Annotated in this window: 22 protein-coding genes; 8 read left to right on the forward strand and 14 right to left on the reverse strand. The window is 55.4% G+C overall.

Going from position 1 to position 22,172, the window contains the following annotated elements; all coding sequences use genetic code 11:
- Positions 1-16 precede the first annotated feature (16 nt).
- Together VSQ83_RS04425 and argF are read right to left on the reverse strand one after the other, a co-directional pair.
- Positions 17-1,126 carry an ABC transporter ATP-binding protein gene (locus tag VSQ83_RS04425; protein ID WP_133075890.1) on the reverse strand — a complete coding sequence of 370 codons (1,110 nt, stop codon included), beginning with the start codon at positions 1,124-1,126 and terminating at the stop codon, positions 17-19.
- The gene (argF, locus tag VSQ83_RS04430; RefSeq protein ID WP_133075889.1) at positions 1,123-2,043 is read right to left on the reverse strand and encodes an ornithine carbamoyltransferase; all 921 of its coding nucleotides are present in this window, start codon (positions 2,041-2,043) and stop codon (positions 1,123-1,125) included. Before argF ends, VSQ83_RS04425 begins: the two co-directional genes overlap by 4 nt.
- A gap of 386 nt (positions 2,044-2,429) precedes the next feature.
- On the opposite strand from argF, the gene grxD reads away from it, so the two are divergent.
- Entirely contained in the window at positions 2,430-2,771 is a 342-nt protein-coding gene (grxD, locus tag VSQ83_RS04435; protein ID WP_016779691.1) for a Grx4 family monothiol glutaredoxin, read from the forward strand.
- Between the two features lie 90 nt (positions 2,772-2,861).
- Here grxD and bfr read toward each other — a convergent pair whose 3' ends face one another.
- Both bfr and VSQ83_RS04445 read right to left on the reverse strand, forming a co-directional pair.
- On the reverse strand, positions 2,862-3,332 hold the full coding sequence (gene bfr, locus VSQ83_RS04440; protein WP_016779692.1) for a bacterioferritin: 471 nt from the start codon (positions 3,330-3,332) through the stop codon (positions 2,862-2,864).
- A gap of 198 nt (positions 3,333-3,530) precedes the next feature.
- Positions 3,531-3,749, reverse strand: coding sequence for a bacterioferritin-associated ferredoxin (locus VSQ83_RS04445; RefSeq protein ID WP_133075888.1), 219 nt, complete (start codon positions 3,747-3,749; stop codon positions 3,531-3,533).
- Positions 3,750-4,031: 282 nt separating this feature from the next.
- On the opposite strand from VSQ83_RS04445, the gene VSQ83_RS04450 reads away from it, so the two are divergent.
- Positions 4,032-4,634, forward strand: a complete 603-nt coding sequence (locus tag VSQ83_RS04450) for a peroxiredoxin (protein ID WP_133075887.1) — start codon at positions 4,032-4,034, stop codon at positions 4,632-4,634.
- A gap of 78 nt (positions 4,635-4,712) precedes the next feature.
- Here the strand turns inward: VSQ83_RS04450 and rnt are convergent, their stop codons facing one another.
- Positions 4,713-5,387 (reverse strand): ribonuclease T, encoded by a 675-nt coding sequence (rnt, locus tag VSQ83_RS04455; RefSeq protein WP_019823542.1) that lies wholly within the window; start codon positions 5,385-5,387, stop codon positions 4,713-4,715.
- Positions 5,384-6,430, reverse strand: a complete 1,047-nt coding sequence (gene pyrC, locus VSQ83_RS04460; RefSeq protein WP_326425453.1) for a dihydroorotase — start codon at positions 6,428-6,430, stop codon at positions 5,384-5,386. The genes rnt and pyrC overlap by 4 nt, the downstream gene beginning before the upstream one ends.
- 144 nt (positions 6,431-6,574) lie before the next feature.
- Here pyrC and VSQ83_RS04465 point away from each other — a divergent pair, with 144 nt between their 5' ends.
- Positions 6,575-7,480 carry a flagellar protein MotY gene (locus VSQ83_RS04465; RefSeq protein ID WP_326398398.1) on the forward strand — a complete coding sequence of 302 codons (906 nt, stop codon included), beginning with the start codon at positions 6,575-6,577 and terminating at the stop codon, positions 7,478-7,480.
- 127 nt (positions 7,481-7,607) lie between these two features.
- The gene (locus VSQ83_RS04470) at positions 7,608-8,825 is read left to right on the forward strand and encodes an argininosuccinate synthase (RefSeq protein WP_133075884.1); all 1,218 of its coding nucleotides are present in this window, start codon (positions 7,608-7,610) and stop codon (positions 8,823-8,825) included.
- 64 nt (positions 8,826-8,889) lie between these two features.
- Here the strand turns inward: VSQ83_RS04470 and VSQ83_RS04475 are convergent, their stop codons facing one another.
- Positions 8,890-9,576, reverse strand: a complete 687-nt coding sequence (locus tag VSQ83_RS04475) for a hypothetical protein (RefSeq protein ID WP_133075883.1) — start codon at positions 9,574-9,576, stop codon at positions 8,890-8,892.
- A 920-nt stretch (positions 9,577-10,496) separates the two neighbouring features.
- On the opposite strand from VSQ83_RS04475, the gene VSQ83_RS04480 reads away from it, so the two are divergent.
- Positions 10,497-11,123, forward strand: coding sequence for a response regulator transcription factor (locus VSQ83_RS04480; RefSeq protein ID WP_219260806.1), 627 nt, complete (start codon positions 10,497-10,499; stop codon positions 11,121-11,123).
- An 84-nt stretch (positions 11,124-11,207) separates the two neighbouring features.
- Here VSQ83_RS04480 and VSQ83_RS04485 read toward each other — a convergent pair whose 3' ends face one another.
- From VSQ83_RS04485 to metG, 4 genes are all read right to left on the reverse strand, one after another.
- Positions 11,208-11,390, reverse strand: a complete 183-nt coding sequence (locus tag VSQ83_RS04485; protein WP_133075882.1) for a PA3496 family putative envelope integrity protein — start codon at positions 11,388-11,390, stop codon at positions 11,208-11,210.
- A gap of 106 nt (positions 11,391-11,496) precedes the next feature.
- On the reverse strand, positions 11,497-12,135 hold the full coding sequence (nth, locus tag VSQ83_RS04490) for an endonuclease III (protein WP_133075881.1): 639 nt from the start codon (positions 12,133-12,135) through the stop codon (positions 11,497-11,499).
- A gap of 67 nt (positions 12,136-12,202) precedes the next feature.
- Positions 12,203-13,195, reverse strand: a complete 993-nt coding sequence (gene rsxB / locus VSQ83_RS04495) for an electron transport complex subunit RsxB (RefSeq protein WP_133075880.1) — start codon at positions 13,193-13,195, stop codon at positions 12,203-12,205.
- A 192-nt stretch (positions 13,196-13,387) separates the two neighbouring features.
- On the reverse strand, positions 13,388-15,439 hold the full coding sequence (gene metG / locus VSQ83_RS04500) for a methionine--tRNA ligase (RefSeq protein WP_133075879.1): 2,052 nt from the start codon (positions 15,437-15,439) through the stop codon (positions 13,388-13,390).
- Between the two features lie 181 nt (positions 15,440-15,620).
- Between metG and apbC the strand changes: the two genes are divergently transcribed.
- Positions 15,621-16,715, forward strand: a complete 1,095-nt coding sequence (gene apbC / locus VSQ83_RS04505; RefSeq protein ID WP_326425457.1) for an iron-sulfur cluster carrier protein ApbC — start codon at positions 15,621-15,623, stop codon at positions 16,713-16,715.
- Between the two features lie 198 nt (positions 16,716-16,913).
- Here the strand turns inward: apbC and VSQ83_RS04510 are convergent, their stop codons facing one another.
- Positions 16,914-17,123 (reverse strand): cold-shock protein, encoded by a 210-nt coding sequence (locus tag VSQ83_RS04510; RefSeq protein WP_002554837.1) that lies wholly within the window; start codon positions 17,121-17,123, stop codon positions 16,914-16,916.
- A gap of 352 nt (positions 17,124-17,475) precedes the next feature.
- On the opposite strand from VSQ83_RS04510, the gene dcd reads away from it, so the two are divergent.
- Positions 17,476-18,042 (forward strand): dCTP deaminase, encoded by a 567-nt coding sequence (gene dcd / locus VSQ83_RS04515; protein ID WP_016779707.1) that lies wholly within the window; start codon positions 17,476-17,478, stop codon positions 18,040-18,042.
- Positions 18,043-18,135: 93 nt separating this feature from the next.
- The gene (locus VSQ83_RS04520; protein ID WP_133075877.1) at positions 18,136-18,342 is read left to right on the forward strand and encodes a hypothetical protein; all 207 of its coding nucleotides are present in this window, start codon (positions 18,136-18,138) and stop codon (positions 18,340-18,342) included.
- A 27-nt stretch (positions 18,343-18,369) separates the two neighbouring features.
- Here the strand turns inward: VSQ83_RS04520 and VSQ83_RS04525 are convergent, their stop codons facing one another.
- Together VSQ83_RS04525 and VSQ83_RS04530 are read right to left on the reverse strand one after the other, a co-directional pair.
- A complete protein-coding gene (locus VSQ83_RS04525) occupies positions 18,370-19,491 on the reverse strand; it encodes a succinylglutamate desuccinylase/aspartoacylase family protein (protein ID WP_133075876.1) in 1,122 nt (373 codons plus the stop codon).
- A gap of 162 nt (positions 19,492-19,653) precedes the next feature.
- On the reverse strand, positions 19,654-22,116 hold the full coding sequence (locus VSQ83_RS04530) for a penicillin acylase family protein (RefSeq protein WP_326425460.1): 2,463 nt from the start codon (positions 22,114-22,116) through the stop codon (positions 19,654-19,656).
- Between the last annotated feature and the right edge of the window lie 56 nt (positions 22,117-22,172).

A 22,172-nucleotide genomic window follows, 5' to 3' on the forward strand; every position in this document is an offset into this window, starting at 1 on the left:
TTGTTGTGGTAAGGGATTACTGAGCGGTGCTGAAACGCCTTACACCTGATTCGGAGTGCGGGATTTGCGCAGCAACGCTGCCGCTGGTTTGAAACATCACCAGATGCTCGGCTGCTACGCGAATGCCCACTTGTGCCCCAGGCAAGTGATCGGCGTGGCTCGGGAAAATCGATTCCAGCTGGCTTCCTGTAGGCAGTTGCAGGCGGTACAGGGTGGAGGCGCCGAGGAATGTCTTGCCAATAATCCGGGCTTTCAAATCGCTGTCCGGCGCGTAGACGATATCGTCCGGACGCAGCAACACATCGACTGCGCCGCCAGTCGGCCAGGTGTATGCGCGGTTGCCGCGTAAAACCCCCAGCTCGGTTTGCACCGACTCAGGGCTTAGTAACTGGCCCCGAATGAAGTAGCCCTGACCGATAAAACTCGCCACAAAAGGTGTCTGAGGTTCGTGGTACAGGTTGTAGGGCGTATCCCACTGTTCAAGACGGCCTTCCTTGAATACGCCGACATGGTCGCTGACAGCGAAGGCTTCTTCCTGGTCATGTGTCACCAAAATCGCACTGGTGCCCCGTGCTTTCAGGATATCTCGTACTTCATGGCTGAGTTTGCGTCGCAACTCGCCATCGAGGTTGGAAAACGGCTCATCCAGCAGGAGTAATTGAGGTTCGGGTGCCAATGCACGTGCAAGGGCGACACGTTGCTGCTGGCCGCCGGAAAGCTCGTGGGGGAAGCGTTTGCCGAGCTGCTTGAGATTGACCAGTTCAAGCAGCTCTTCGGTCACGCGATCCTTGTTCGGATGTTTGCGAATCCCGAACGCAATGTTGTCGGCCACGCTCAGGTGCGGAAACAGGGCGTAGTCCTGAAACACCATGCCGATACGACGTTTCTCTGGGGCCAAGGTAAAGCCAGCACTTGAAATGACCTCCCCGGCCAGCCTGATTTCACCCTGATGCACCGGCTCAAAACCGGCAATAGCGCGCAGTGTGGTGGTTTTGCCACAGCCCGATGAGCCCAGCAAGCAGCCAATATCTCCAGCATTGAGGTGCAGGTTGAGGTTTTGTACGACGCTCTGGCCCTGATACCCACAGGCCAGATCGCTAAGGTTGAGCAATAACGGCTGACTCATGCGGGTTGGTACGCCGGTTGGACAAGGAATTCGAGCAGCGCTTTTTGCGCATGCAGGCGGTTTTCAGCTTGATCCCATGCCACGGAGCGGGGGTCATCCAGCAAATCGAGGCTGATCTCTTCGCCACGGTGAGCGGGAAGGCAGTGCATGAACAGCACGTCGTCGGCAGCCAGGTCGAGCAGGGCCCGGTTGACCTGGTACGGAGCAAACAGCTGCAGGCGCTTGGCGGTTTCTTCTTCCTGGCCCATGGAGGTCCACACGTCAGTGCTGACCAGATGGGCGCCAATCACGGCATCACGAGGATCGCGAACGATAGTCACGCGATCACCGGCTTGAGCCACGAACTGCGGGTTGGGCTCATAGCCTTCAGGGCAGGCAACACGCAGCTTGAAGTCAAACTGGATGGCCGCTTCTATATAGCTGTTGCACATGTTGTTGCCATCACCGATCCAGGCCACGGTTTTGCCTTTGATCGATCCGCGATGTTCCTGAAACGTTTGCATGTCGGCCAGCAACTGGCAAGGGTGCAGATCGTCTGACAGACCATTGATAACAGGTACGCGGGAGTTGGCCGAAAACTCGGTCAGGGTGCTGTGTGCGAAGGTGCGGATCATGACGGCGTCAAGCATGCGCGACATCACGATGGCGCAGTCACCGATTGGCTCGCCACGGCCCAGTTGGGTGTCGCGAGGGGACAGAAAAATGGCCTGGCCACCCAGCTGGATCATGCCTGCTTCAAATGACAGACGGGTACGGGTCGATGATTTCTCGAAAATCATGCCCAGCACGCGACCTTTCAGAGGTTCGAAGAGAACGCCGCGTTGACGCAGGTCCTTCAGCTCGATACCGCGACGAATCACGCTGACTAGCTCTTCGGGCGTGCAATCCATCAGGGAGAGAAAGTGCCTTGCGCTCATCATTAACTACCTTTTTTGCAACGACCGCAGATGCTCAAAGCCGGGGTTTTCGGAAAAACGGGCGAGACCTGCGGCGAAAGCCGCACGGGGCGACGAAATAGGGGAAGGCGCGATCTTATAAGGAAATGTCGCGTCTTGCCAATAAGGGTCACGTGTATAGAGGTTTGAGCGAGTCTTGCGCTGCACGAGCCACTCAGGTGGTATGCCTCACCTCAGCTGTCCATTTGTACACTGCCGTGGCGTTGCTTGGCAATTGCGCGGGGCATTTGGAGAGGCGTGAGGGGCCGACTATTGTCTGTCGGGGAGACCGAGCGTCACGCTCGGCTTTCCGTTACAATGCGCCACCGTGCCGACATCTGAGTCGGAAAGTTCAGCCGAGGTGCTCCATGGATATCATCGAAACTATTAAAGACCAGATTGCGAACAACACCATTCTGCTCTACATGAAAGGCTCCCCGAATGCCCCGCAGTGCGGCTTTTCGGCCAAGGCTGCCCAGGCAGTCATGGGTTGTGGCGAGAAGTTCGCTTACGTGGACATCCTTCAGAACCCGGAAATCCGCGCCAATCTGCCGAAGTACGCTAACTGGCCAACTTTCCCGCAACTGTGGGTCGGTGGTGAGTTGGTGGGTGGTAGCGACATCATGGCTGAAATGGCCGCCGATGGTTCTTTGCAGGCTTTGATCAAAGAAGCTGTCGAGAAAGCTGCTGCAAACAAGACTGAAGCCTGATGTCAGTCGCGTAGTTACAGTTGTTATGTAACACGCATAAAAAAGCCCCGCCCCGTGATAAACAGGGCGGGGCTTTTTAATGGCTGTTAGTTACTCACCCATTTGAGATTGCAGGTAATTCTCAATCCCTACTTTATCGATCAGGCCCAGTTGAGTTTCCAGCCAGTCGATATGTTCTTCTTCGGATTCCAGGATATCTTCCAGCATTTCGCGGCTGCCAAAGTCACCGACAACTTCACAATGGGCGATAGCAGCTTTGAGGTCGGCGTGGCCGGTCTTCTCAATACGCAGGTCGCACTCGAGCATTTCCTTGGTGTGTTCGCCGATGTGCAGCTTGCCCAGATCTTGTACGTTCGGCAGGCCTTCCAGGAACAGGATGCGCTTGATCAGCTTGTCCGCGTGCTTCATCTCGTCGATGGACTCGTGGTACTCGTGAGCACCCAACTTTTCCAGGCCCCAATCCTGATACATACGTGCATGCAGGAAGTATTGGTTGATAGCGACCAGTTCGTTGCCGAGAATTTTGTTGAGATGCTGGATAACTGAAATGTCGCCTTTCATGGCTGGGGCCTGCCTTAATTAACTGTATATACGGCAGAGTTTGATCCGCACGTTGCAGACTGTCAAACCTAAGTATTTGAATAATATATGAAAATTAATCGGAATAAGAATGTTTGTGTTCCGCGTCTCGGGGCTAACCACTTGAATTTTAGGCATAAAAAAACCGGACACTAAGTCCGGTTCTTTGAAATCTGTACATTACGCAGCTGAAAATTCAACCGGGAAACTCATTGCAGCCTGACTGGTTTGCAGTGAAGCCAGGGTTTCGCGAACCACTTGCTTGGCCAGGCATGCACATTTACCGCATTGGCTAGCGACACCTGTTGCTTCGCGCACTTCGCGGTAGCTGCAGCAACCCTCGTAGATTGCGTCGCGAATTTTTCCATCGGTGACGCCAGTGCAAAGGCAAACGTACATAAATAAGAACCATCGCTGGTTGGGATTCAATTCAAGGATCTTAATGTTAACGAGAATGATTGTCAAAGTACCTTGAGTCTCAATTGAGGCTTGTGGGCGCTGTGCTGACGAACGGTCTCGATGATTCTGCTTTCAGGGCCTGAAAAAGGGTTAAGGCCCGTCCAGACGGGCGGTGTATGATGACCGGTCATTTTCACGCAGGAGCGGGTCGGCTGAGTACCATTAACCGATGGTGGCACCGACCGGACCCTGTTTTTCACGCAGCACACCAGGAGATATCCAATGAGCGTACTCGTAGGCAAACAAGCCCCTGACTTCACCGTCGCAGCCGTACTTGGCAATGGCGAAATCGTTGACAGCTTCACACTGTCCACCGCCATCAAAGGTAAATATGGCCTGGTGTTCTTCTACCCGCTGGACTTCACTTTCGTTTGCCCGTCCGAGCTGATCGCTCTGGACCACCGCATCCCTGAGTTCCAGGCGCGTAACGTTGAAGTGGTTGCCGTGTCGATCGACTCCCATTTCACCCACAACGCATGGCGCAACACTCCAGTGAACAATGGCGGCATTGGCCAGGTGAAATACACCATGGCTGCCGACATCAATCACGCAATCTGCAAGGCCTATGACGTTGAAAACGAAGGCGGCGTGGCACTGCGCGGCGCGTTCCTGATCGACGACAAGGGCGTTGTACGCTCCCAGATCGTCAACGACCTGCCACTGGGCCGTAACATGGACGAGCTGCTGCGTCTGGTTGACGCTCTGCAATTCCACGAAGAGCACGGCGAAGTTTGCCCTGCCAACTGGAAAAAAGGCGACAAAGGCATGACCGCTTCGACCGCAGGTGTTGCAGCGTACCTGACCGAGAATGCTGACCAGCTGTAAGCGTCAGTTTCAGGCATAAAAAAACCGGACCCAGTGTCCGGTTTTTTTTAGGGCGCGATGAAAGCCTGAACGACAGGATCAGTCGTTGAAGTCTTTCCAGCCGCCCATTTGCTTCCAGCGGTTAACGATGCCACAGAACAGCTCAGCGGTTTTCTCGGTGTCATAACGAGCCGAGTGCGCTTCACGCCCATCAAAATCGATATCAGCTGTCTGGCAGGCTTTGGCCAATACTGTCTGACCATACGCCAGGCCTGCGAGGGTAGCGGTGTCAAAGCTTGAGAACGGGTGAAACGGGTTGCGTTTCATGTCCAGGCGAGCGACAGCGGCGTTGAGGAAACCCAGGTCAAAGCTGCTGTTATGGCCCACCAGGATGGCACGCTTGCAACCGTTGGCTTTCAAGGCCTTGCGCACGCCACGGAAGATGTCGGTCAGGGCCGTCTCTTCGCTGACAGCCATGCGCAGTGGGTGGTCGAGCTTGATGCCTGTGAATTCCAGCGCTGCAGCTTCGATGTTGGCGCCTTCAAACGGCTCAACACGGTGGAAGTAGGTGTGCTCCGGGAACACAAAGCCTCTTTCGTCCATGCCGATCGTGACGGCTGCGATTTCCAGCAAGGCATCAGTAGCGCTATTAAAGCCACCGGTTTCAACATCGATTACGACCGGTAGATAGCCGCGAAAACGCTCGGCCATCGGGTGGCGCGATCCGCCGCCATGGCCGCCTTCGTGTTCGTCATCATAATGGTCGTCACTCACAGCTGTTCCTCCAGCAGGCGCCAGCGCAGTGTTTCACCGGCGCGCAGCGGAATTACGGTCAACTCGCCGAAAGGCAGGCTGTTTGGGGCGGTCCACTCCTGGCGAACCAGGGTGATGTGTTCGGTGCTGGCGGGCAATCCGTAGAAGCGCGGGCCGTTCAGGCTGGCAAAGGCTTCCAGCTTGTCCAGGGCATTGCGTTGCTCGAAAGCTTCGGCGTACATCTCGATGGCCGCATAAGCGGTGTAGCAACCGGCACAACCGCACGCCGCTTCTTTGGCGTGCTGGGCGTGGGGTGCAGAGTCTGTACCCAGGAAGAATTTCTCGCTGCCACTGGTGGCCGCATCCAGCAGGGCTTCCTGATGGGTGTTGCGCTTGAGAATCGGCAGGCAATAGAAGTGCGGGCGGATTCCGCCAACCAGTATGTGATTGCGGTTGTACAGCAGGTGATGAGCCGTAATGGTTGCGCCGACGTTGGCCGAGGCCTCGTTGACGAACTGCACCGCGTCAGCGGTGGTGATGTGCTCAAACACGACTTTGAGTGTCGGGAAGCGATCTACAACGCGGCGCATATGCTCGTCGATGAAGATTTTTTCGCGATCAAAGACGTCCACACCGGCGCGGGTGACTTCACCGTGGATCAGCAAGGGCATGCCAACTTCAGCCATGACCTCGAGGACCGGGAAGATCGCGTCGATGCTGGTAACACCTGAGTCGGAGTTGGTCGTTGCCCCAGCCGGATACAGCTTGGCTGCATGGACGAATCCGCTGGCCTTGGCCGTACGAATGTCTTCTGGCTGTGTTCGGTCAGTGAGGTAAAGCACCATCAGCGGCTCGAAACGGCTACCGGCCGGGCGCGCAGCCAGAATGCGCTGGCGATAGGCATCGGCTTCGGCAGCATTACGCACCGGAGGTACCAGGTTGGGCATGATGATGGCGCGGCCAAAAGTGCGCGCTACATCCGCAACCGTGTGAGGCAACACAGCACCATCGCGAAGATGTATATGCCAGTCGTCGGGACGCAGCAGGGTCAGGCGGTCAGACATTGGGAATTCCAGGCGGGTCAAACTGATGTGAATGCTACCGGAAAAGACTCTATCAGGCACTCGCTATCAAGTTTTGTGATTGCTGACCGATATCTCATCAATCTGTGGACTGTTTTTTTGCAGTGCAAGCCTGTGGAGCCTCCCGTGCGCCAGCATTATTTCATCCTGCTCAGTATGTTTGCCAGCCTGCCTGCCATGGCTCTGACCTTTCAGACTCGGCTGGAGAATATCGAGTGGAAAGTGGAAGGCGACAAATTCGAGTGTCGGCTGATCCAGCCCATTACTGATTTCGGCTCCGGGGCCTTTGTGCGTCGAGCCGGGGAGCAGGCCGTTTTTCGTCTCAATGCCTACAACTCGATGCTGGGGGAGGGGTCTGCGAAGCTATTGGCCGCCGCCGCACCCTGGCAGCCGGGCCGCGGCGACATTGACCTGGGCTCGGTGCGAATTGGCCGTGGGCAGATATTGTTCAACAGTTCCCAGGCCCAGGCCGCCAGCTTGTTTCGTGGGCTGATTGAAGGGCGTAGCCCGTTGGTCAGGCACTACTCGCGCGATGGCAATGTTTCGGAGGTTCGCCTGTTACCGGCCAGATTTCGCCAGGCCTACGGGGATTACGAGGCGTGTACCACCAAGTTGTTGGCGAAGAACTTTGAGCAGGTCAGGCAAAGCCAGGTCGGCTTTCCTGGCGGGGGTACCGAGCTGGATGCGAAGGCTCGGATCAACTTGCAAGTCATGGTGGAGTACTTGAAGGCAGACCCTACGGTCAACCGCGTCATCCTGGACGGTTATTCCGATAATCAGGGCAATCGCTTGACCAACCGCGAACTGTCACGGCGACGGGCATTGGCGGTGATGGACTTCTTCAAGGAGAAGGGGCTCCAGGAGTCTCAGATCACAGTCCGTTTTCATGGCGAACAATACCCCTTGGCACCCAACACGACCCGGGCAAATCGTGAGAGAAATCGTCGGGTCAGCGTGCGTTTGGAGCGTGTACCAGAGCCAGAAAAGTCTGTGCCTTCTGTAGGTGTCAGCAATTCTGCGGCGATTTCCTGACGTGACCGTCTGGTCGCTCCTTTGACATTATCTGTCGCTTTGTCGTCTTAAGCTGTCGCGCCTCTGTAAATTCATGGATATGGGCGGTAGACTGTTCGGCTTTTCGAACAACCCGTGGAGTGATGGCATGGCGGACGTAAACAAGGTCGTTCTGGCTTATTCGGGCGGCCTGGACACTTCGGTGATCCTGAAGTGGCTGCAGGATACTTATAACTGTGAAGTCGTAACCTTTACCGCTGACCTGGGTCAGGGCGAAGAGGTCGAACCTGCACGTGCCAAGGCGCAAGCCATGGGCGTCAAGGAAATCTACATTGATGACCTGCGTGAAGAGTTTGTTCGAGACTTCGTTTTCCCGATGTTCCGTGCCAACACCGTTTACGAAGGCGAGTACCTGCTGGGTACTTCCATTGCTCGTCCACTGATCGCCAAACGCCTGATTGAAATCGCCAACGAAACAGGCGCAGACGCCATTTCCCACGGCGCAACGGGTAAAGGTAATGATCAGGTTCGTTTCGAACTGGGTGCCTATGCCTTGAAGCCAGGGGTGAAAGTGATTGCTCCTTGGCGTGAGTGGGACTTGCTCTCCCGTGAAAAGCTGATGGATTACGCTGAAAAGCACAATATCCCGATCGAGCGTCACGGCAAGAAGAAGTCTCCGTACTCGATGGATGCCAACTTGCTGCACATCTCTTACGAGGGCGGTGTGCTGGAAGACACGTGGACTGAGCACGAAGAAGACATGTGGCGTTGGACCAAGTCTCCAGAAGACGCGCCGAACACGCCGACTTATCTGGAATTGACTTACCGCAACGGCGATATCGTCGCTCTGGACGGCGTCGAAATGACCCCGGCCACTGTGCTGGCAACACTCAACCGTATTGGCGGCGAGAACGGTATCGGTCGTCTCGATATCGTTGAAAACCGTTATGTCGGAATGAAGTCCCGTGGTTGCTACGAGACTCCGGGCGGCACCATCATGTTGCGTGCTCACCGTGCCATTGAGTCGATCACTCTGGACCGTGAAGTTGCTCACCTCAAAGACGAGTTGATGCCCAAGTACGCGAGCCTGATCTACACCGGCTACTGGTGGAGCCCTGAGCGCATCATGCTGCAGCAGATGATCGATGCTTCGCAGGCTCACGTTAACGGTGTTGTTCGCCTCAAATTGTACAAAGGCAATGTGATCGTTACAGGTCGCAAGTCAGACGAGTCTTTGTTTGATGCCAACATTGCAACGTTTGAAGAAGATGGCGGTGCTTACAATCAGGCCGATGCTGCCGGCTTCATCAAGTTGAATGCATTGCGTATGCGGATTGCCGCGAATAAAGGCCGCAAGTTGTTCTGATGCGTGCCGAATAAAAAGCCCCGGCCATGTGGTCGGGGCTTTTTTATGTCTTGAATTCAATGTATTACAGCGCTCTTAAAGTCAGTTGAATAGTTCCAGTACTGCCAGTGCTGGGGTGGTAAGTGATAAATATTTTAGCACCGTAGGGAGACGTATTTTTATAACGTTCGATATCCTGTTTTGACATCTCTGGCGTGATATCTGGCGGAGTACTGGTCAGCAATAAAAGCACGTCGCTCTTGCGGTTGTTAATCTTGGACTTTCGCACGGACGTCGAGCGGCTATTCAGTATTTCGTGCGCAGCGCTTTTGTATAAGCGTGGGTTTGGCGGGTTGTTCAGTTCAGGCGTTTCTTTCGTGTCAGAGTCATAAATTCGGTGGCCTTGAGGCAGGAATGTGAAGTTTTGAGGAGGGAACGAACTGAGTGTTATACCGGGTTGGTATGGGGGCGTGGCAAGTGATGTGCCTGTGCGGTTATGAGGGTAGGTACGAGGCGTATAGGAAGTCATAGTTAAAGGCAACGCTGCCTTGGATAAATCAGCCGGGGTGTAGAGTGTTTTGTTGTTGAAGTTCAGAGTCAGGAAAAATAACGTAATCAGTAGTAAGGGGAAGATAATTAAAAACCAAACATACTCTTTCTGATGTGCACTGTCGATGTACGGCAATGATACCGCTGCCGATGCTTCGGTCAGCATCGAAAAAACAGCAATTATGGTCAGAGGGTTATTGATTTTTAAAGTGTTCTTTATCATGGGATAACCTTTCTGGGGGGTAGTTGAAGTAAAAGGCTGGCGCACAGCGCTGGAGGGGGCTCCTGTAACGGAGGGAACTGATGCTTTGCTTTAGGGGCCTGTTTCTATAAATTTAGACACTGGATATTGAAGCTGCAAACCCAGTCCAGGTTTTGAGTGTGACGTCTATAAGGTGGATCTTTCGGTTTTTTAGTTTGCTTCAATTGTTTGTAGGAATGCTGCAGTTATCTATAGTGAATCCCATAGGTGTTGTTGTTTATCTGGCGTAATTACATGTAGGTTTTTTATCTTGAGTTTGAATAAGCTGTAAGATATAGCGCCAAATGATTTTTGTTGGGCTTTTTTAAACGGTTTTTTCGTTGTGTGTCTTTTTGGAAGGTAAGCAGGGTTTGGTATTCTTTTGATATGGATTCATATTTGGGTGGTTTCTGAATGATCTGTAGTCCTATTCTGTAAGTACAGATTTCTGATATTTTCTCCTGAAAACAATAGTAGATTCCATCGGGTGAGTATTTAGTAGGTTGGATTATTGTGTTTTATGGTTTTTGCGTGAGGGAGGATGTGTTGTTTTGATTGGTTTGGATAATGGTTGGGTGTTGGGCGGGCTTTACCAATGCTGGGTTTAAATTTTGGATTTAACTGAAGAGTGTTGGCTGTGCAAAGGTGCTGCTAATATTAAATGTGTATGTGCTTTTAATGTGCCGGTGGGTGTTGCTGGTGATGTGTGTGCATCTGGGTTTGCTTGGAATGTATTGATTGAATGTTTAATGTTTGAAGGCTATTTCTGTAGGTTAAATCTTCAATATTTGTAGGAAATGTCTTTGGATGCGGATGCGTGAGGGGGCGCTATGCCCAGTTTGTTATGACTAGGCTATGGTGCTGGTTCTAAAAATTCGAACAGCGATAAATTGGAATTGCCCATGAATAAAGTGCTGATCGTGGATGATCATCCTGTAATTCGTCTTGCTGTGCGTATGCTCATGGAACGACATGGCTATGAAGTCATCGCAGAGACGGACAATGGTGTGGATGCTTTGCAACTTGCGCGTGAACACGCGCCAGACATTGTGATTCTGGATATAGGAATACCTAAACTTGACGGGCTTGAAGTTATTGCGCGGCTGTCCACACCAGCAGTGCTTATCAAGGTGCTGGTGCTGACCTCGCAAGCTCCCGGTCATTTTTCCATGCGCTGCATGCAGGCAGGTGCAGCGGGTTATGTTTGCAAGCAGCAGGACTTGACCGAGCTGTTGAGTGCAATCAAGGCTGTGCTGTCGGGTTATAGCTATTTCCCTAATCAGGCGCTGCACTCAGTGCGTTCAAGCCTGGGCAATGCGAGTGAGGCTGATATGGTCAATCGCCTTTCGGGTCGGGAGATGATGGTGCTGCAGCAGCTGGCACGGGGGAAAAGCAACAAGGAAATAGCCGATGGCATGTTCCTTAGCAACAAAACGGTGAGTACCTACAAAACCCGACTTCTCTTGAAACTCAATGCCCGCTCGCTGGTAGATTTGATCGAACTGGCCCAGCGTAATGGCTTGGTGTGAGGGGGAGGGAATAGGGAAGTGACACCCAAAGCCCCCCCAAGAAAAGCCTCCGCTAAGGAGGCTTTTGATATTGCGTGATGGAAGTTAAAGATCGTATCCATAATCTTCGAGCTCTTTCCTGAGCCGTTTTTCTTCCAGAAGCGCGTCAATGGTACGGCGTTTGGCCAAATTGGTTTTTGCCACCTCGACGACAGGCTCCACTGCATCGTCTGGATCGACGACTGCAAAATCTTCTTCTACTTCCAGTTCTTCTTTGCCAGTGCTCATTTAGTTCACTCCAGGCCAAGACAGTCAATGGCGCCCCTTATAGCGATAATCGCCGCTCGGGTAAAAAAGATTTTCTCAATCGATCAGCCCATAAAATATCTATTACTCAATCATCAGAGGTTTTTTGCTTGAATTCGCACAGATCCTCTATGCGGCAGCTTCCGCACCGGGGCTTGCGTGCCTGACACACATAGCGCCCATGCAAGATGAGCCAGTGGTGGGCGTCCAGCAAATACGGTTTGGGCACGTGCTTCATCAAGTTCTTTTCGACCTCGACCACGTTTTTGCCCGGCGCAATCCCGGTTCTGTTGCTGACCCTGAAAATATGGGTGTCTACGGCCATGGTCAGTTGCCTGAAGGCGGTGTTGAGCACTACATTTGCCGTTTTTCTACCCACCCCAGGAAGCGCTTCAAGCTCTTCTCGCGTCTGCGGAACCTGGCTGCCATGGCGTTCAATCAATAAACGGCAGGTCTCAATCACGTTTTTGGCCTTGCTGTTATACAGGCCAATGGTCTTTATGTACTGCGACAGTCCTTCTACTCCGAGAGCGTAGATGGCTTCTGGTGTGTTGGCGACTGGAAACAGTTTGGCCATCGCTTTGTTCACGCTCACATCTGTGGCCTGGGCGGACAGAATCACCGCAATCAGGAGTTCGAAAGGAGATGAATAGGCCAGCTCGGTCTTTGGCTCAGGATTGTCTTCGTGAAATCGGCGGAATATTTCAAGGCGCTTTGCGGCGTTCATGGGTAAAACACTTCCTGGATAGCTGTCCGTTAAACGAAGAGGCGCTTGCTTGTGGTGGGAAAATCTATCAGGCCTTGGCCGGCTCCAGCGCGTTGAGTGTTAATTCTGCCTGAGTGACAGCATCGGATAAAAGGTTCAACTGCGCGGTGGACTGCTCCTGGGTTATGGCCTTTTTAAGTTCGGCGCGGCGCATGGCCAGCTGGATTTTTGCGCGTTTGAGTTCTGCGGTATTTGCAGCGGGCACAGTCACTGACACCTCGGCAGCAGGCTCCAGTTGTGCCAGTGCGTGTTCGGCAGATTCAAACTGTTGCTGCAGGGTTACAAGCTGGGATTGCTGTTGTGCCGTTGGAGGGTGGCCGAACGCCTTGAGCGACTTGTTCAGTTGGGCGCGTGCCATGGCGAGTGTGACCTTGGCTTTTTTAAGCGCTGCGTCATTGAGGTTGGACAGTTCTGCCCCCGGGCTATCCGGGCGTGTGCCACTGGCAGTTACTGCTGGTGGGCGCTGGGCCCGCGCGAGGCGTTCAGCCTGTCTGTGTTGCTCTTCGCGGCGCAGACGCTCGTCACGTACTTCATAGCGTCCGCGGGCATGGTCACGCTTTTGGTTGCGGGCGTTGTATTGCACTGAGTCGTGAGCGAGGCCACCGACAATCGGGATTACATTTGCAGGCAGGGGGCGCATTTCTATGCAGTCAACCGGGCAAGGGGCTACACAGAGGTCGCAGCCGGTGCATTCGTCGACAATGACGGTGTGCATGAGTTTGGCCGCGCCCAGTATGGCGTCAATCGGGCAGGCCTGAATGCACTTGGTGCAACCGATACATTCTGCTTCGCGAATGTAGGCCACTTGCGGTGGGGCTTCACCGCGATCGGTATCCAGTTGCAGCACAGGAATGCTGAGCAAGTGGGCCAGTGCGGCAATGGTTTCGGTTCCACCAGGGGGGCACTTGTTGATTGCCTCGCCTTGGGCAATGCCTTGCGCATAAGGTTTGCAGCCGGGATGGCCGCACTTGCCGCATTGAGTTTGCGGTAATAAAGCATCAATACGTTGAATCAGGCTCATGGTGTGATCAGTCCAGCTACAGCGGGTCGCATCTGGGCGACACTCAACATGCGCAGAAAAAATAAGGGCGTGCGGTCAAGGTCGGTCGGCTCAAGCGAATGCGGCTGATTATCCGACATGACGGGGAGGGCGGCTACTGATGATCAGCGTCTGGTGGCCTGCTGGCCGCCAGACGCTGCGAGGGGGGCGGTGTTACTTGATACGTTGACCTGGTTTTGCGCCGCTATCCGGGCTCAGCAGGTAGATTTCTTCCCCGCCAGGGCCGGCAGCCATCACCATGCCTTCGGACATGCCGAAGCGCATTTTGCGTGGCTTGAGGTTGGCAATCATCATGGTCAGACGACCTTCGAGTTCGGCCGGATTCGGGTACGCACTTTTGATCCCCGAGAACACGTTGCGTTGCTCGTCACCAATATCCAGCGTCAGGCGCAGCAGTTTGTCGGCGCCTTCAACGGCCTCTGCCTTGAGGATCAGCGCCACGCGCAAGTCCACTGCGGCGAAGGTATCAAACTCGATCTCTGCGGCCAGCGGTTCCTTGACCAGTTCGCCGTTGCCCTGCGGGGCAGCGCTACCGGTGTCGGTCTGGCTTGCAATCAAATCTTCTTTCGAGGCATCTGTCATGGCTTGAACCTTGACCGGATCGATGCGGGTCATCAGCGGCTTGAAGGCGTTTAGCTGATGATTGGCCAGCAACACGTTGTGATCGTTCCAGATCAAAGGCTCAACGTTCAGGAACGCCTCGGCATCGGCTGCGAGCACGGGCAATACCGGCTTGAGGAAGATGATTAGTTGGCGGAACAGGTTGATGCCCAGGGCACAGACAGCCTGAACTTCATCTTGCTTGCCTTCGACCTTGGCCATTGCCCAAGGTGCCTTGTCGGCAATCCAGGCGTTGGCGCGGTCAGCAAGCGCCATGATTTCACGCATGGCGCGCGCAAAGTCGCGGGCTTCATACGCTTCGGCAATGCTGGGTGCGGCGGCCAGGAACGCTTCGGTCAGTTCGGGTGCAGCATTGCCCTCGACCATTACCCCGGCGTTGCCCTTGTGAATGAAGCCTGCGCAACGGCTGGCAATGTTGACCACTTTGCCGACCAGGTCGGAGTTGACCTTCTGAACGAAGTCTTCCAGGTTCAGGTCCAGGTCATCGACGCCGCGGCCCAGTTTGGAGGCGTAGTAGTAACGCAGGTATTCCGGTGCCAGGTGGTCCAGATAGGTGCGGGCCTTGATAAAGGTGCCGCGGGATTTGGACATTTTCTGGCCGTTGACGGTCAGGTAACCGTGAACGTTGATGGCGGTTGGCTTGCGATAGCCTGCGCCTTCGAGCATTGCCGGCCAGAACAGGGCGTGGAAATTGACGATGTCCTTGCCGATGAAGTGGTACAGCTCGGCGGTGGAATCCTTGGCCCAGTACGCATCGAAATCCAGTTCAGGACGGCGTGCGCAGAGGTTCTTGAAGCTGGCCATGTAGCCGATTGGCGCATCCAGCCATACGTAGAAGTATTTGCCTGGGGCGTCCGGAATCTCGAAACCGAAGTACGGCGCATCACGGGAGATATCCCACTGTTGCAGGCCGGCATCCAGCCATTCGGCGATCTTGTTGGCTACTGCATCTTGCAGGGCGCCGCTACGGGTCCAGCTTTTGAGCATGGCATCGAAGTCGGGCAGCTTGAAGAAAAAGTGTTCGGAGTCCTTGAGCACCGGAGTGGCGCCAGAGATTGCCGATTTCGGGTTTTTCAGATCCGTGGGTGCATAGGTTGCGCCGCACTTTTCGCAGTTGTCGCCGTACTGATCATCCGTGCCGCATTTAGGGCATGTGCCCTTGATGAAGCGATCGGCCAGGAACATTTTCTTTTCCGGGTCGAAGTACTGGGTGATCGAACGGGTAGCGATATGCCCGGCTTCGCGCAGCTTGATGTAGATCGCACTCGACAGCTCACGGTTTTCTTCGGCGTGGGTCGAATGGAAATTGTCGAAGTCAACGAGGAATTCGGCAAAGTCGGCGCTGTGTTCAGCCTGGACGTTGGCGATCAGTTGCTCGGGGGTGATGCCTTCTTTCTCGGCGCGCAACATGATGGCCGAGCCGTGGGCGTCGTCCGCGCAGACATAAGTGCATTGATTGCCGCGAAGTTTCTGGAAGCGCACCCACATATCGGTCTGGATGTACTCAAGCATATGGCCAAGGTGAATTGAACCATTGGCATAGGGCAGGGCGCTGGTGACGAGGATCTTGCGTGGCTCGGACATGGGGCTCGGCTACTTGATGAGACGGTGGTCGGCCACTATAAAGCGCCGAGCGATATATTTCACCCCGTGGCGGTGTATCTGATCGTTTACGCTGATTTTGACTGTTTCGAAAGCCTGCTTCCGTTGGTCTATTACAGGTACGATAGCGACCTGTTTTACTCAGTCTTTACGGGAGTTGCCCATGAGCGCAGTCAATCGCGCAGCGGTGGAGGCCGTCCTTCGCCAATACACCGACCCTTATTTGAATCAGGACCCGGTCAGTGCCGGATGCATTCGTACCATCGAGATTCAGGGCAAGCGCGTCAGTGTTCAGCTTGAGCTGGGCTATGCCGCTGGCTTGTTCAAGAGCGGTTGGGCGCAAGTGTTGCAAACGGCTATCGAGAATATGGATGGCGTTACCTCGGTCAAGGTCGATATCAGCTGTGTGATTTCGGCGCATAAGGCGCAGGCGCAAATCCCGGGTCTGGCCAATGTGAAGAACATTGTGGCAGTGGCCTCCGGTAAAGGCGGTGTGGGCAAATCTACGACCGCTGCCAATCTGGCTCTGGCGTTAGCGCGAGAAGGTGCGCGGGTGGGGATCCTGGATGCGGATATCTATGGTCCGAGTCAGGGAGTCATGTTCGGCATTGCCGAAGGTACTCGGCCAAAGATCCGTGATCAGAAGTGGTTTGTGCCCATTGAGGCTCACGGTGTTGAAGTGATGTCGATGGCTTTTTTGACTGACGACAACACGCCGATGGTCTGGCGTGGCCCGATGGTGTCGGGTGCGCTGTTGCAGCTTGTGACGCAAACGGCCTGGAATGACCTCGATTACCTGGTCATTGATATGCCGCCGGGTACCGGCGATATCCAGCTGACGCTGGCGCAAAAAGTCCCAGTGACCGGTTCGGTGATCGTGACTACCCCGCAGGACCTGGCTTTGCTGGATGCACGCAAGGGTGTCGAGATGTTCCGCAAGGTGAACATTCCGGTGCTGGGCGTGGTGGAGAACATGGCGGTCCACATTTGCTCGAACTGTGGTCATGCAGAGCATCTGTTTGGCGAGGGCGGTGGCGAGAAGCTGGCGACGCAATACGGCGTTGAGGTATTGGCCTCGTTGCCGCTGTCGATGGAAATTCGCGAGCAGGCCGATAACGGCAAGCCAACAGCGGTTGCAGATCCCAATAGCCCGATTGCGTTGATCTATCAGGAATTGGCTCGCCAGGTAGGGGCGCGGATTGTTCTGCATGAAGCGGCTTCGCAGGCCATGCCGACCATTACTACCACTGACGACTGAATTGTGACGCAATACCTGTAGTCGCTGACGAGGTACGAGGCTGCGATAAGGCCTGCAGGGCCTTCAAAAATGGGGGCCGATACGCAGCCCATCGCCGCCTCGTGCCTCGTCAGCGACTACAAAATCGTGCCCGGGTTTATTGCAGGCATAAAAAAACCCCGCTTTTAAGGGCGGGGTTTTTTACTGGATCAGTACAAGTTAGATAACTTGAACTTCCTCAGCTTGCATGCCTTTCTGACCGCGGGTAGCGATGAAAGAAACCTGTTGGCCTTCTTTCAGGCTTTTGAAGCCGTCGGATTGGATTGCTTTGAAGTGAACAAACAGGTCGTCACCGGATTGTGGAGTGATGAAGCCGAAGCCTTTTTCATCGTTGAACCACTTAACGGTACCAGTTTGGCGATTAGACATGGTGTAACTCCTTGAACAAAGATAACTGCGACGCAGGAAAAGCCCTGGCCGAGACTGAGTGCAAAGAGCAGGAAAAATTCTTGGAGATGGTTGGATCGAAATTCAACATATCGTGTAGAGATTCTCAGTGACACAAGCAGCACAGTGGCGCCACCTTAACGCTTTTTTCCGAGCGTGCAAAGGGTCTTTGCGAAGGTTTCTCTAAAAACGTGACTGACGGTTGCCCTCACAGCCTGTATTCACGGCATCTACAGCTATTTTCGATATTTTTGCCCCAGACTTTTGAACCGGGCCCTAGGGGGCGGTAAGATGCCCGACAGAATTTTCTACCTCGCTATTCAGGACACCCGCCATGAGCATCAAACCAGACAAGTGGATTCGCCGCATGGCGCAAGAGCACGGCATGATCGAACCTTTCGTCGAGCGTCAGGTGCGTGAAGAAGGCGAGAACCGTCTGATTTCCTACGGCGTATCGAGCTACGGCTACGACGTTCGTTGTGCAAACGAATTCAAAGTGTTCACCAATATCAACTCGGCGACCGTTGATCCGAAGAACTTCGACGCGGGCAGCTTTGTTGATGTCACCAGCGACGTCTGCATCATTCCGCCCAACTCCTTCGCTCTGGCACGCACGGTTGAATACTTCCGTATCCCGCGCAACGTGCTGACCATCTGCCTGGGTAAAAGCACCTACGCTCGTTGCGGCATCATCGTTAACGTGACGCCGCTTGAGCCTGAGTGGGAAGGCCACGTAACGCTGGAGTTTTCGAACACCACGACATTGCCTGCCAAGATCTACGCCAACGAAGGCGTGGCACAAATGCTGTTCTTCGAGTCCGATGAAGAGTGCGAAGTGTCGTACAAGGACCGTGGCGGCAAATATCAGGGCCAGCGCGGCGTGACCTTGCCACGCACCTGACGAACAGAGGGAATTCTTGAGCGATAAAGCACTCTATTGAGTGTATTTCCGGTTACGCATCCAGCGAGCCGGATCATCGCTCAGGAGTGCCTCATGAAGATTGATCCGAGTATCCGCGCCCAACTGGCAAACCTTGAGCCTAATCAGGTAGGGGTGCTGGCGTGGTCTCTGCTTGCCTTCCCACAGTTGCATGCAGGTGGCATCCCCGGCCAGCCTGATCCCGATTCCCCGCAACCGATCGAACCCGAACCGGGCGTGCCAACGCTGCCTGACGAGCCACCGCCTGCCCCGATTGCGTGAATATTGACTTGCCCTGAACCGGTCGGCTCAAGGCGAAAGCAGATAGCCGCTGCGGTAAGTGTCGCGGCCCGCCACGTGGGCTATCACCATACCTGCAGTGGCCATTCGCCGAAGTGAACGGGCGTAGAGCAACCCCGGGTGGGTGCAGTAGACCGGTGTGAGCCGGTCGCTGATCGGGTCAATGATTTCGGCAATCAACTGCCCAGCGCTCAGGTAGTCGCCTGGCTTGGCACTGAATACCAGCAAGCCGCCCACAGGTGTCGCCACGGGCTCCACGCCGCCCAAGGGGGTTGCGGGGTAGAGCAGGGGCGGCAAAGGCCCGGGTTCGCCGTCAATCGCGCCAAAATCGATCATGTAGTCAATCAGTGCCTGACAGTCGTGCTCTGCATGCTCGTGGCTGACGTCACCCAGGCCGCGCAATTCCAGGGTCACGGAGATGCTGCCCTGCGGAATCGCGAAGCAGTGCTCGAAGCGCTTCTGTAGCTGCCACCACAGCAGGGTGAAGCACTCGTCGAACGACAGTCCGCCGGAGTCTGTCGCCAGCAAGCTGGCTTGAGCGCCGAGATAACGGGCCAGCGGTTCGAACTGCAACCAGGCCTCTGGCGTGGTGTAAAGGTGGGGCACCGCCTCATAGTCGCAGTGCAGATCCAGCACCACATCGGCATCGCAGGCCAGGGTCTGCAGAATCAGGCGTTGCGAGTGCAATTGCGTTGTTGGCACCTGGGCCGCCAGCGACTTGCGCAAGTGACAACGAATCAGCTGCAGGTTATGTGCAGGGTCATTGGTTAACTGACCTTCAAGCTCGTCACCGATTTGCTCACTGAGATCGAGGAAGTTGCGGTTGAAGTTCTGCCCGCTTTGCAGTTCGTAACGGCCCAGCGGGATATCCATCAGCACTTGGTCCAGACCGGCCGGATTGGCCATCGGTACCAGCACGATTTCACTGCGCAATCGTCCTGCTGCTTCCAGTTCAGCCAGGCGCTGCTTGAGGTGCCACGCAACCAGCATGCCGGGCAGTTCATCAGCATGCAGCGAGGCCTGGATATAGATCTTGCCCCGAGGGTGGGCGGGGCCGTAATGAAAACTGTGGATATGCCGTTCAGTGCCCGGAACAGGTGCCAGCAATGGGTGAATTTGATGTCGCTGCATGGTGACGTCCTTGTAGACCGGGTGAGAAGGTCAGGCAGTAGCGTTGTGTCCCGTCAGTTCAATCCAAGCACATTCCAGCTGGCCTACAGATTATTTTTGCGCCTGTGCCATCAAGCATAAGCCCTCTCCAGCTGTGTGCAGGAGAGGGCTGCTTCGCAGCAATTACTTGCCCGGAACCAGGGTAAGGCGGGTTTTACCGTAGGTTTTTTCGAAGTTCTGCGGTTGCATGGGGAAGCCGAGGTACTGGCCCTTTAGCCACGGGTCTATGCCGTCCGTGTAGTGCGCACTGGCCGGGTTACTGGATTGGCCCGTACTGTTTTGCCCCATCATCGGTTCGATTTGCCCGAAGTCGACGATCATGCGCATGGCAGGGATCAGCGTAACGTCGAAATTTGATCCGGCGACGCTGTAAGCCGCGGTGTTGAGCGTGGTGTGATCGCCCCCTGCCATGACCGGCCCGCGAACCGTCTGGCCATTGGCATTGCGCCACTGATATTGATGCAGCTTGCCCCACTGCCATGCCCTGCGATCGCTGCCCATCAGGCTGTCACCGGCGTTGATGGCGCCCACCAGGGTGCGGGCCAGAATGGCCGGCTTGTCTTCTTTTGGCGGGGTCCGAATATCGTCCCAGAAGGGGCTGTCTTCACGGCCCAGCAAGTGGTCTGCCACCGCCGAGTAGGACAGGTTGCTGTTGGCAATGAATGCCTTCCAGCTGGCGCTGCTCTCTGGCCCCAATTCATCAAGGAAGAGCTGGCGGGTACTTTCCTGCAAAAACAGTTCATACAGCGCCGCATCGGCCGAGGTCGGGCTGAGTTTGCCGTCAAAGGCCATCAGTCGGCCGAGGGCTTCGCGGGCCTTGGCCTGATCGGTCGCGGGCAACCCTGCGATCGCCTGCTTGAGTGGCAGCGCCATCCCGGGGGCGGTCAGCATGGTCTTCAGCTTGGTCGCGAACAGCGTGGTTTGGTCGTATTGCATCGCGATCATGCTGCGAGCGTCCTGTTTGCCGCTGCCTGCCAGTTGCGCAAGGCGCTCACTGCGTTCAGGTGACAGCCACGAGTTGGAAAGTTGCATGCCGTAGCCATAGGCGGCAGTTCGCTGGTTGGCCGTACCCAGCCAGCCCTGGGCCGGGTCCTGGTCGTAGGGGTGCAGCATCGGGTCGGCGTAACCCTCCCAGTCGTAGCGGCTGTCCCAGCCCGGTGACGGGAACAGGCCAAGGCCCTCGCGTCGGTTCGGATAGAGACCGGTCACCTGCCAGCCAATGTGACTGGCGTCGGCGTACAACAAATTCAGGGCCACAGCGCGTATTTCGCGGCTGGCATCCGAGGCTTTTTCGCTGTTCTGGGCGCGGGACAGGTCAAAGAACGCATCCAGGGTTTTGTCACCCTTCAAGTCCGGGGTTTGCAGGGCAAGGCCAAGGCTGCTGTTCAGCGCATTGGGTGTGCCTACCGCGCTGTTGAGCAGCGGCCCGTGGCGGGTTTCGTAAATGACCTCGCGTACCGGGCGCTGGCCTTTGACGAAAAACGTTTCGTTGCGCACCGTCGCCGGCAGCCATTTGCCGTCAGCAAGGTAGTACAGGCTGCTGCCTTGGCGTTTGAGCTTCTCCAGGAACACGTCCTGGTTATCCCCCATCGCCATGCTCATGCCCCATGCCACTTTGCCATTGAAACCGGCAAACAGCGTCGGCAAACCCGCGATGGTTGCGCCCGCAGCCTGATATTTCGGAGCGCGAATCTGTACGTAGCTCCACGCCGAAGGGACGCCGATGGGCTGGTGAATATCGTTGGCCAGCAGGCTTTTGCCGCTGCGGCTGCGTTGCGGGCCAATCGCCCAGCCACTCGACGCCGTGACGCCGGGCAGGCTCAGTTGGGTGATCTGCTCCAGAGTCTGGGTCAAGGGGCTCAAACCTTGCAGTTGGCTACCCAGGGCAAGGCCTTTGAGCTTGTCTGCTTCGCTGGTGGGCAGGGCTTCGTTGGGGTAGGTCGGCATCAGCCACGGGAGTTTGTCCGTGCCGACTTTTTGTGCAAGCGCCAGGGAGTTGAGTTCTTCTTGCAGATTGGTCGACATCCCGAAGTTCAGCAGGCTGAAAATCAGCGCCGAGTCTTCGGGTTTCCAGTACTCGACTTTATAGCTGGCGTGCGCCAGATCGGCCGGGAGCTTGTCGCGATAGCGGAACAGATAGGCGTTGACCCCGCGGGCATACACCTCGAAAAACTGCTTAAGGCGCGGGGATGCACTCTTATAGAGTTCGTCAGCGTTCTTTTTCAGATTGATGGTGCGCATCAGCCGGTCGGTTTCCAGGGCGTCGGCACCGTTCAGCTCGGCCAGTCGACCCTGTGCCAGCAAGCGCAGGCGCACCATCTGGCTGATACGGTCACCGGCGTGCACATAACCCAGGGTGAACAGGGCGTCATGAAAGCTGCTGCTTTCGATCAGCGGCATGCCCTGGCTGTTGCGACGAACCGACACATTCTGCGCCAGCCCTTTGAGCGGCTGCATGCCAGAGGTAGGTACCAGGCTTTGAGTGGTCTGATTGTTAATCTGGCAACCGGTCAAGCCCAGCAGGCTGACCACTGCCGCGGCAACGCCGAACCGGGGTAGAAAATGAGTAAGGGCTGGCGAGGCCATGGCAAAGCTCCTGCGGGGGGATGTGTCATCGAAAGCCGCTACGTTAGTGAGGCCGA

The sequence above is a fragment of the Pseudomonas sp. DSV-1 genome, assembly GCF_035830915.1.
GTDB lineage: Bacteria > Pseudomonadota > Gammaproteobacteria > Pseudomonadales > Pseudomonadaceae > Aquipseudomonas.

What these genes read in the sequence shown, in the direction of transcription:
- VSQ83_RS04530 (WP_326425460.1), bottom strand. Translation starts at nt 22,116, where the DNA reads ATGGCCTCGCCAGCCCTTACTCATTTTCTACCCCGGTTCGGCGTTGCC.
- VSQ83_RS04425 (WP_133075890.1), bottom strand. Translation starts at nt 1,126, where the DNA reads ATGAGTCAGCCGTTATTGCTCAACCTTAGCGATCTGGCCTGTGGGTAT.
- apbC (WP_326425457.1), top strand. Translation starts at nt 15,621, where the DNA reads ATGAGCGCAGTCAATCGCGCAGCGGTGGAGGCCGTCCTTCGCCAATAC.
- VSQ83_RS04475 (WP_133075883.1), bottom strand. Translation starts at nt 9,576, where the DNA reads ATGATAAAGAACACTTTAAAAATCAATAACCCTCTGACCATAATTGCT.
- argF (WP_133075889.1), bottom strand. Translation starts at nt 2,043, where the DNA reads ATGAGCGCAAGGCACTTTCTCTCCCTGATGGATTGCACGCCCGAAGAG.
- VSQ83_RS04480 (WP_219260806.1), top strand. Translation starts at nt 10,497, where the DNA reads ATGAATAAAGTGCTGATCGTGGATGATCATCCTGTAATTCGTCTTGCT.
- bfr (WP_016779692.1), bottom strand. Translation starts at nt 3,332, where the DNA reads ATGAAAGGCGACATTTCAGTTATCCAGCATCTCAACAAAATTCTCGGC.
- dcd (WP_016779707.1), top strand. Translation starts at nt 17,476, where the DNA reads ATGAGCATCAAACCAGACAAGTGGATTCGCCGCATGGCGCAAGAGCAC.
- VSQ83_RS04450 (WP_133075887.1), top strand. Translation starts at nt 4,032, where the DNA reads ATGAGCGTACTCGTAGGCAAACAAGCCCCTGACTTCACCGTCGCAGCC.
- VSQ83_RS04525 (WP_133075876.1), bottom strand. Translation starts at nt 19,491, where the DNA reads ATGCAGCGACATCAAATTCACCCATTGCTGGCACCTGTTCCGGGCACT.
- VSQ83_RS04520 (WP_133075877.1), top strand. Translation starts at nt 18,136, where the DNA reads ATGAAGATTGATCCGAGTATCCGCGCCCAACTGGCAAACCTTGAGCCT.
- metG (WP_133075879.1), bottom strand. Translation starts at nt 15,439, where the DNA reads ATGTCCGAGCCACGCAAGATCCTCGTCACCAGCGCCCTGCCCTATGCC.
- VSQ83_RS04470 (WP_133075884.1), top strand. Translation starts at nt 7,608, where the DNA reads ATGGCGGACGTAAACAAGGTCGTTCTGGCTTATTCGGGCGGCCTGGAC.
- nth (WP_133075881.1), bottom strand. Translation starts at nt 12,135, where the DNA reads ATGAACGCCGCAAAGCGCCTTGAAATATTCCGCCGATTTCACGAAGAC.
- VSQ83_RS04510 (WP_002554837.1), bottom strand. Translation starts at nt 17,123, where the DNA reads ATGTCTAATCGCCAAACTGGTACCGTTAAGTGGTTCAACGATGAAAAA.
- rsxB (WP_133075880.1), bottom strand. Translation starts at nt 13,195, where the DNA reads ATGAGCCTGATTCAACGTATTGATGCTTTATTACCGCAAACTCAATGC.
- pyrC (WP_326425453.1), bottom strand. Translation starts at nt 6,430, where the DNA reads ATGTCTGACCGCCTGACCCTGCTGCGTCCCGACGACTGGCATATACAT.
- VSQ83_RS04485 (WP_133075882.1), bottom strand. Translation starts at nt 11,390, where the DNA reads ATGAGCACTGGCAAAGAAGAACTGGAAGTAGAAGAAGATTTTGCAGTC.
- grxD (WP_016779691.1), top strand. Translation starts at nt 2,430, where the DNA reads ATGGATATCATCGAAACTATTAAAGACCAGATTGCGAACAACACCATT.
- VSQ83_RS04445 (WP_133075888.1), bottom strand. Translation starts at nt 3,749, where the DNA reads ATGTACGTTTGCCTTTGCACTGGCGTCACCGATGGAAAAATTCGCGAC.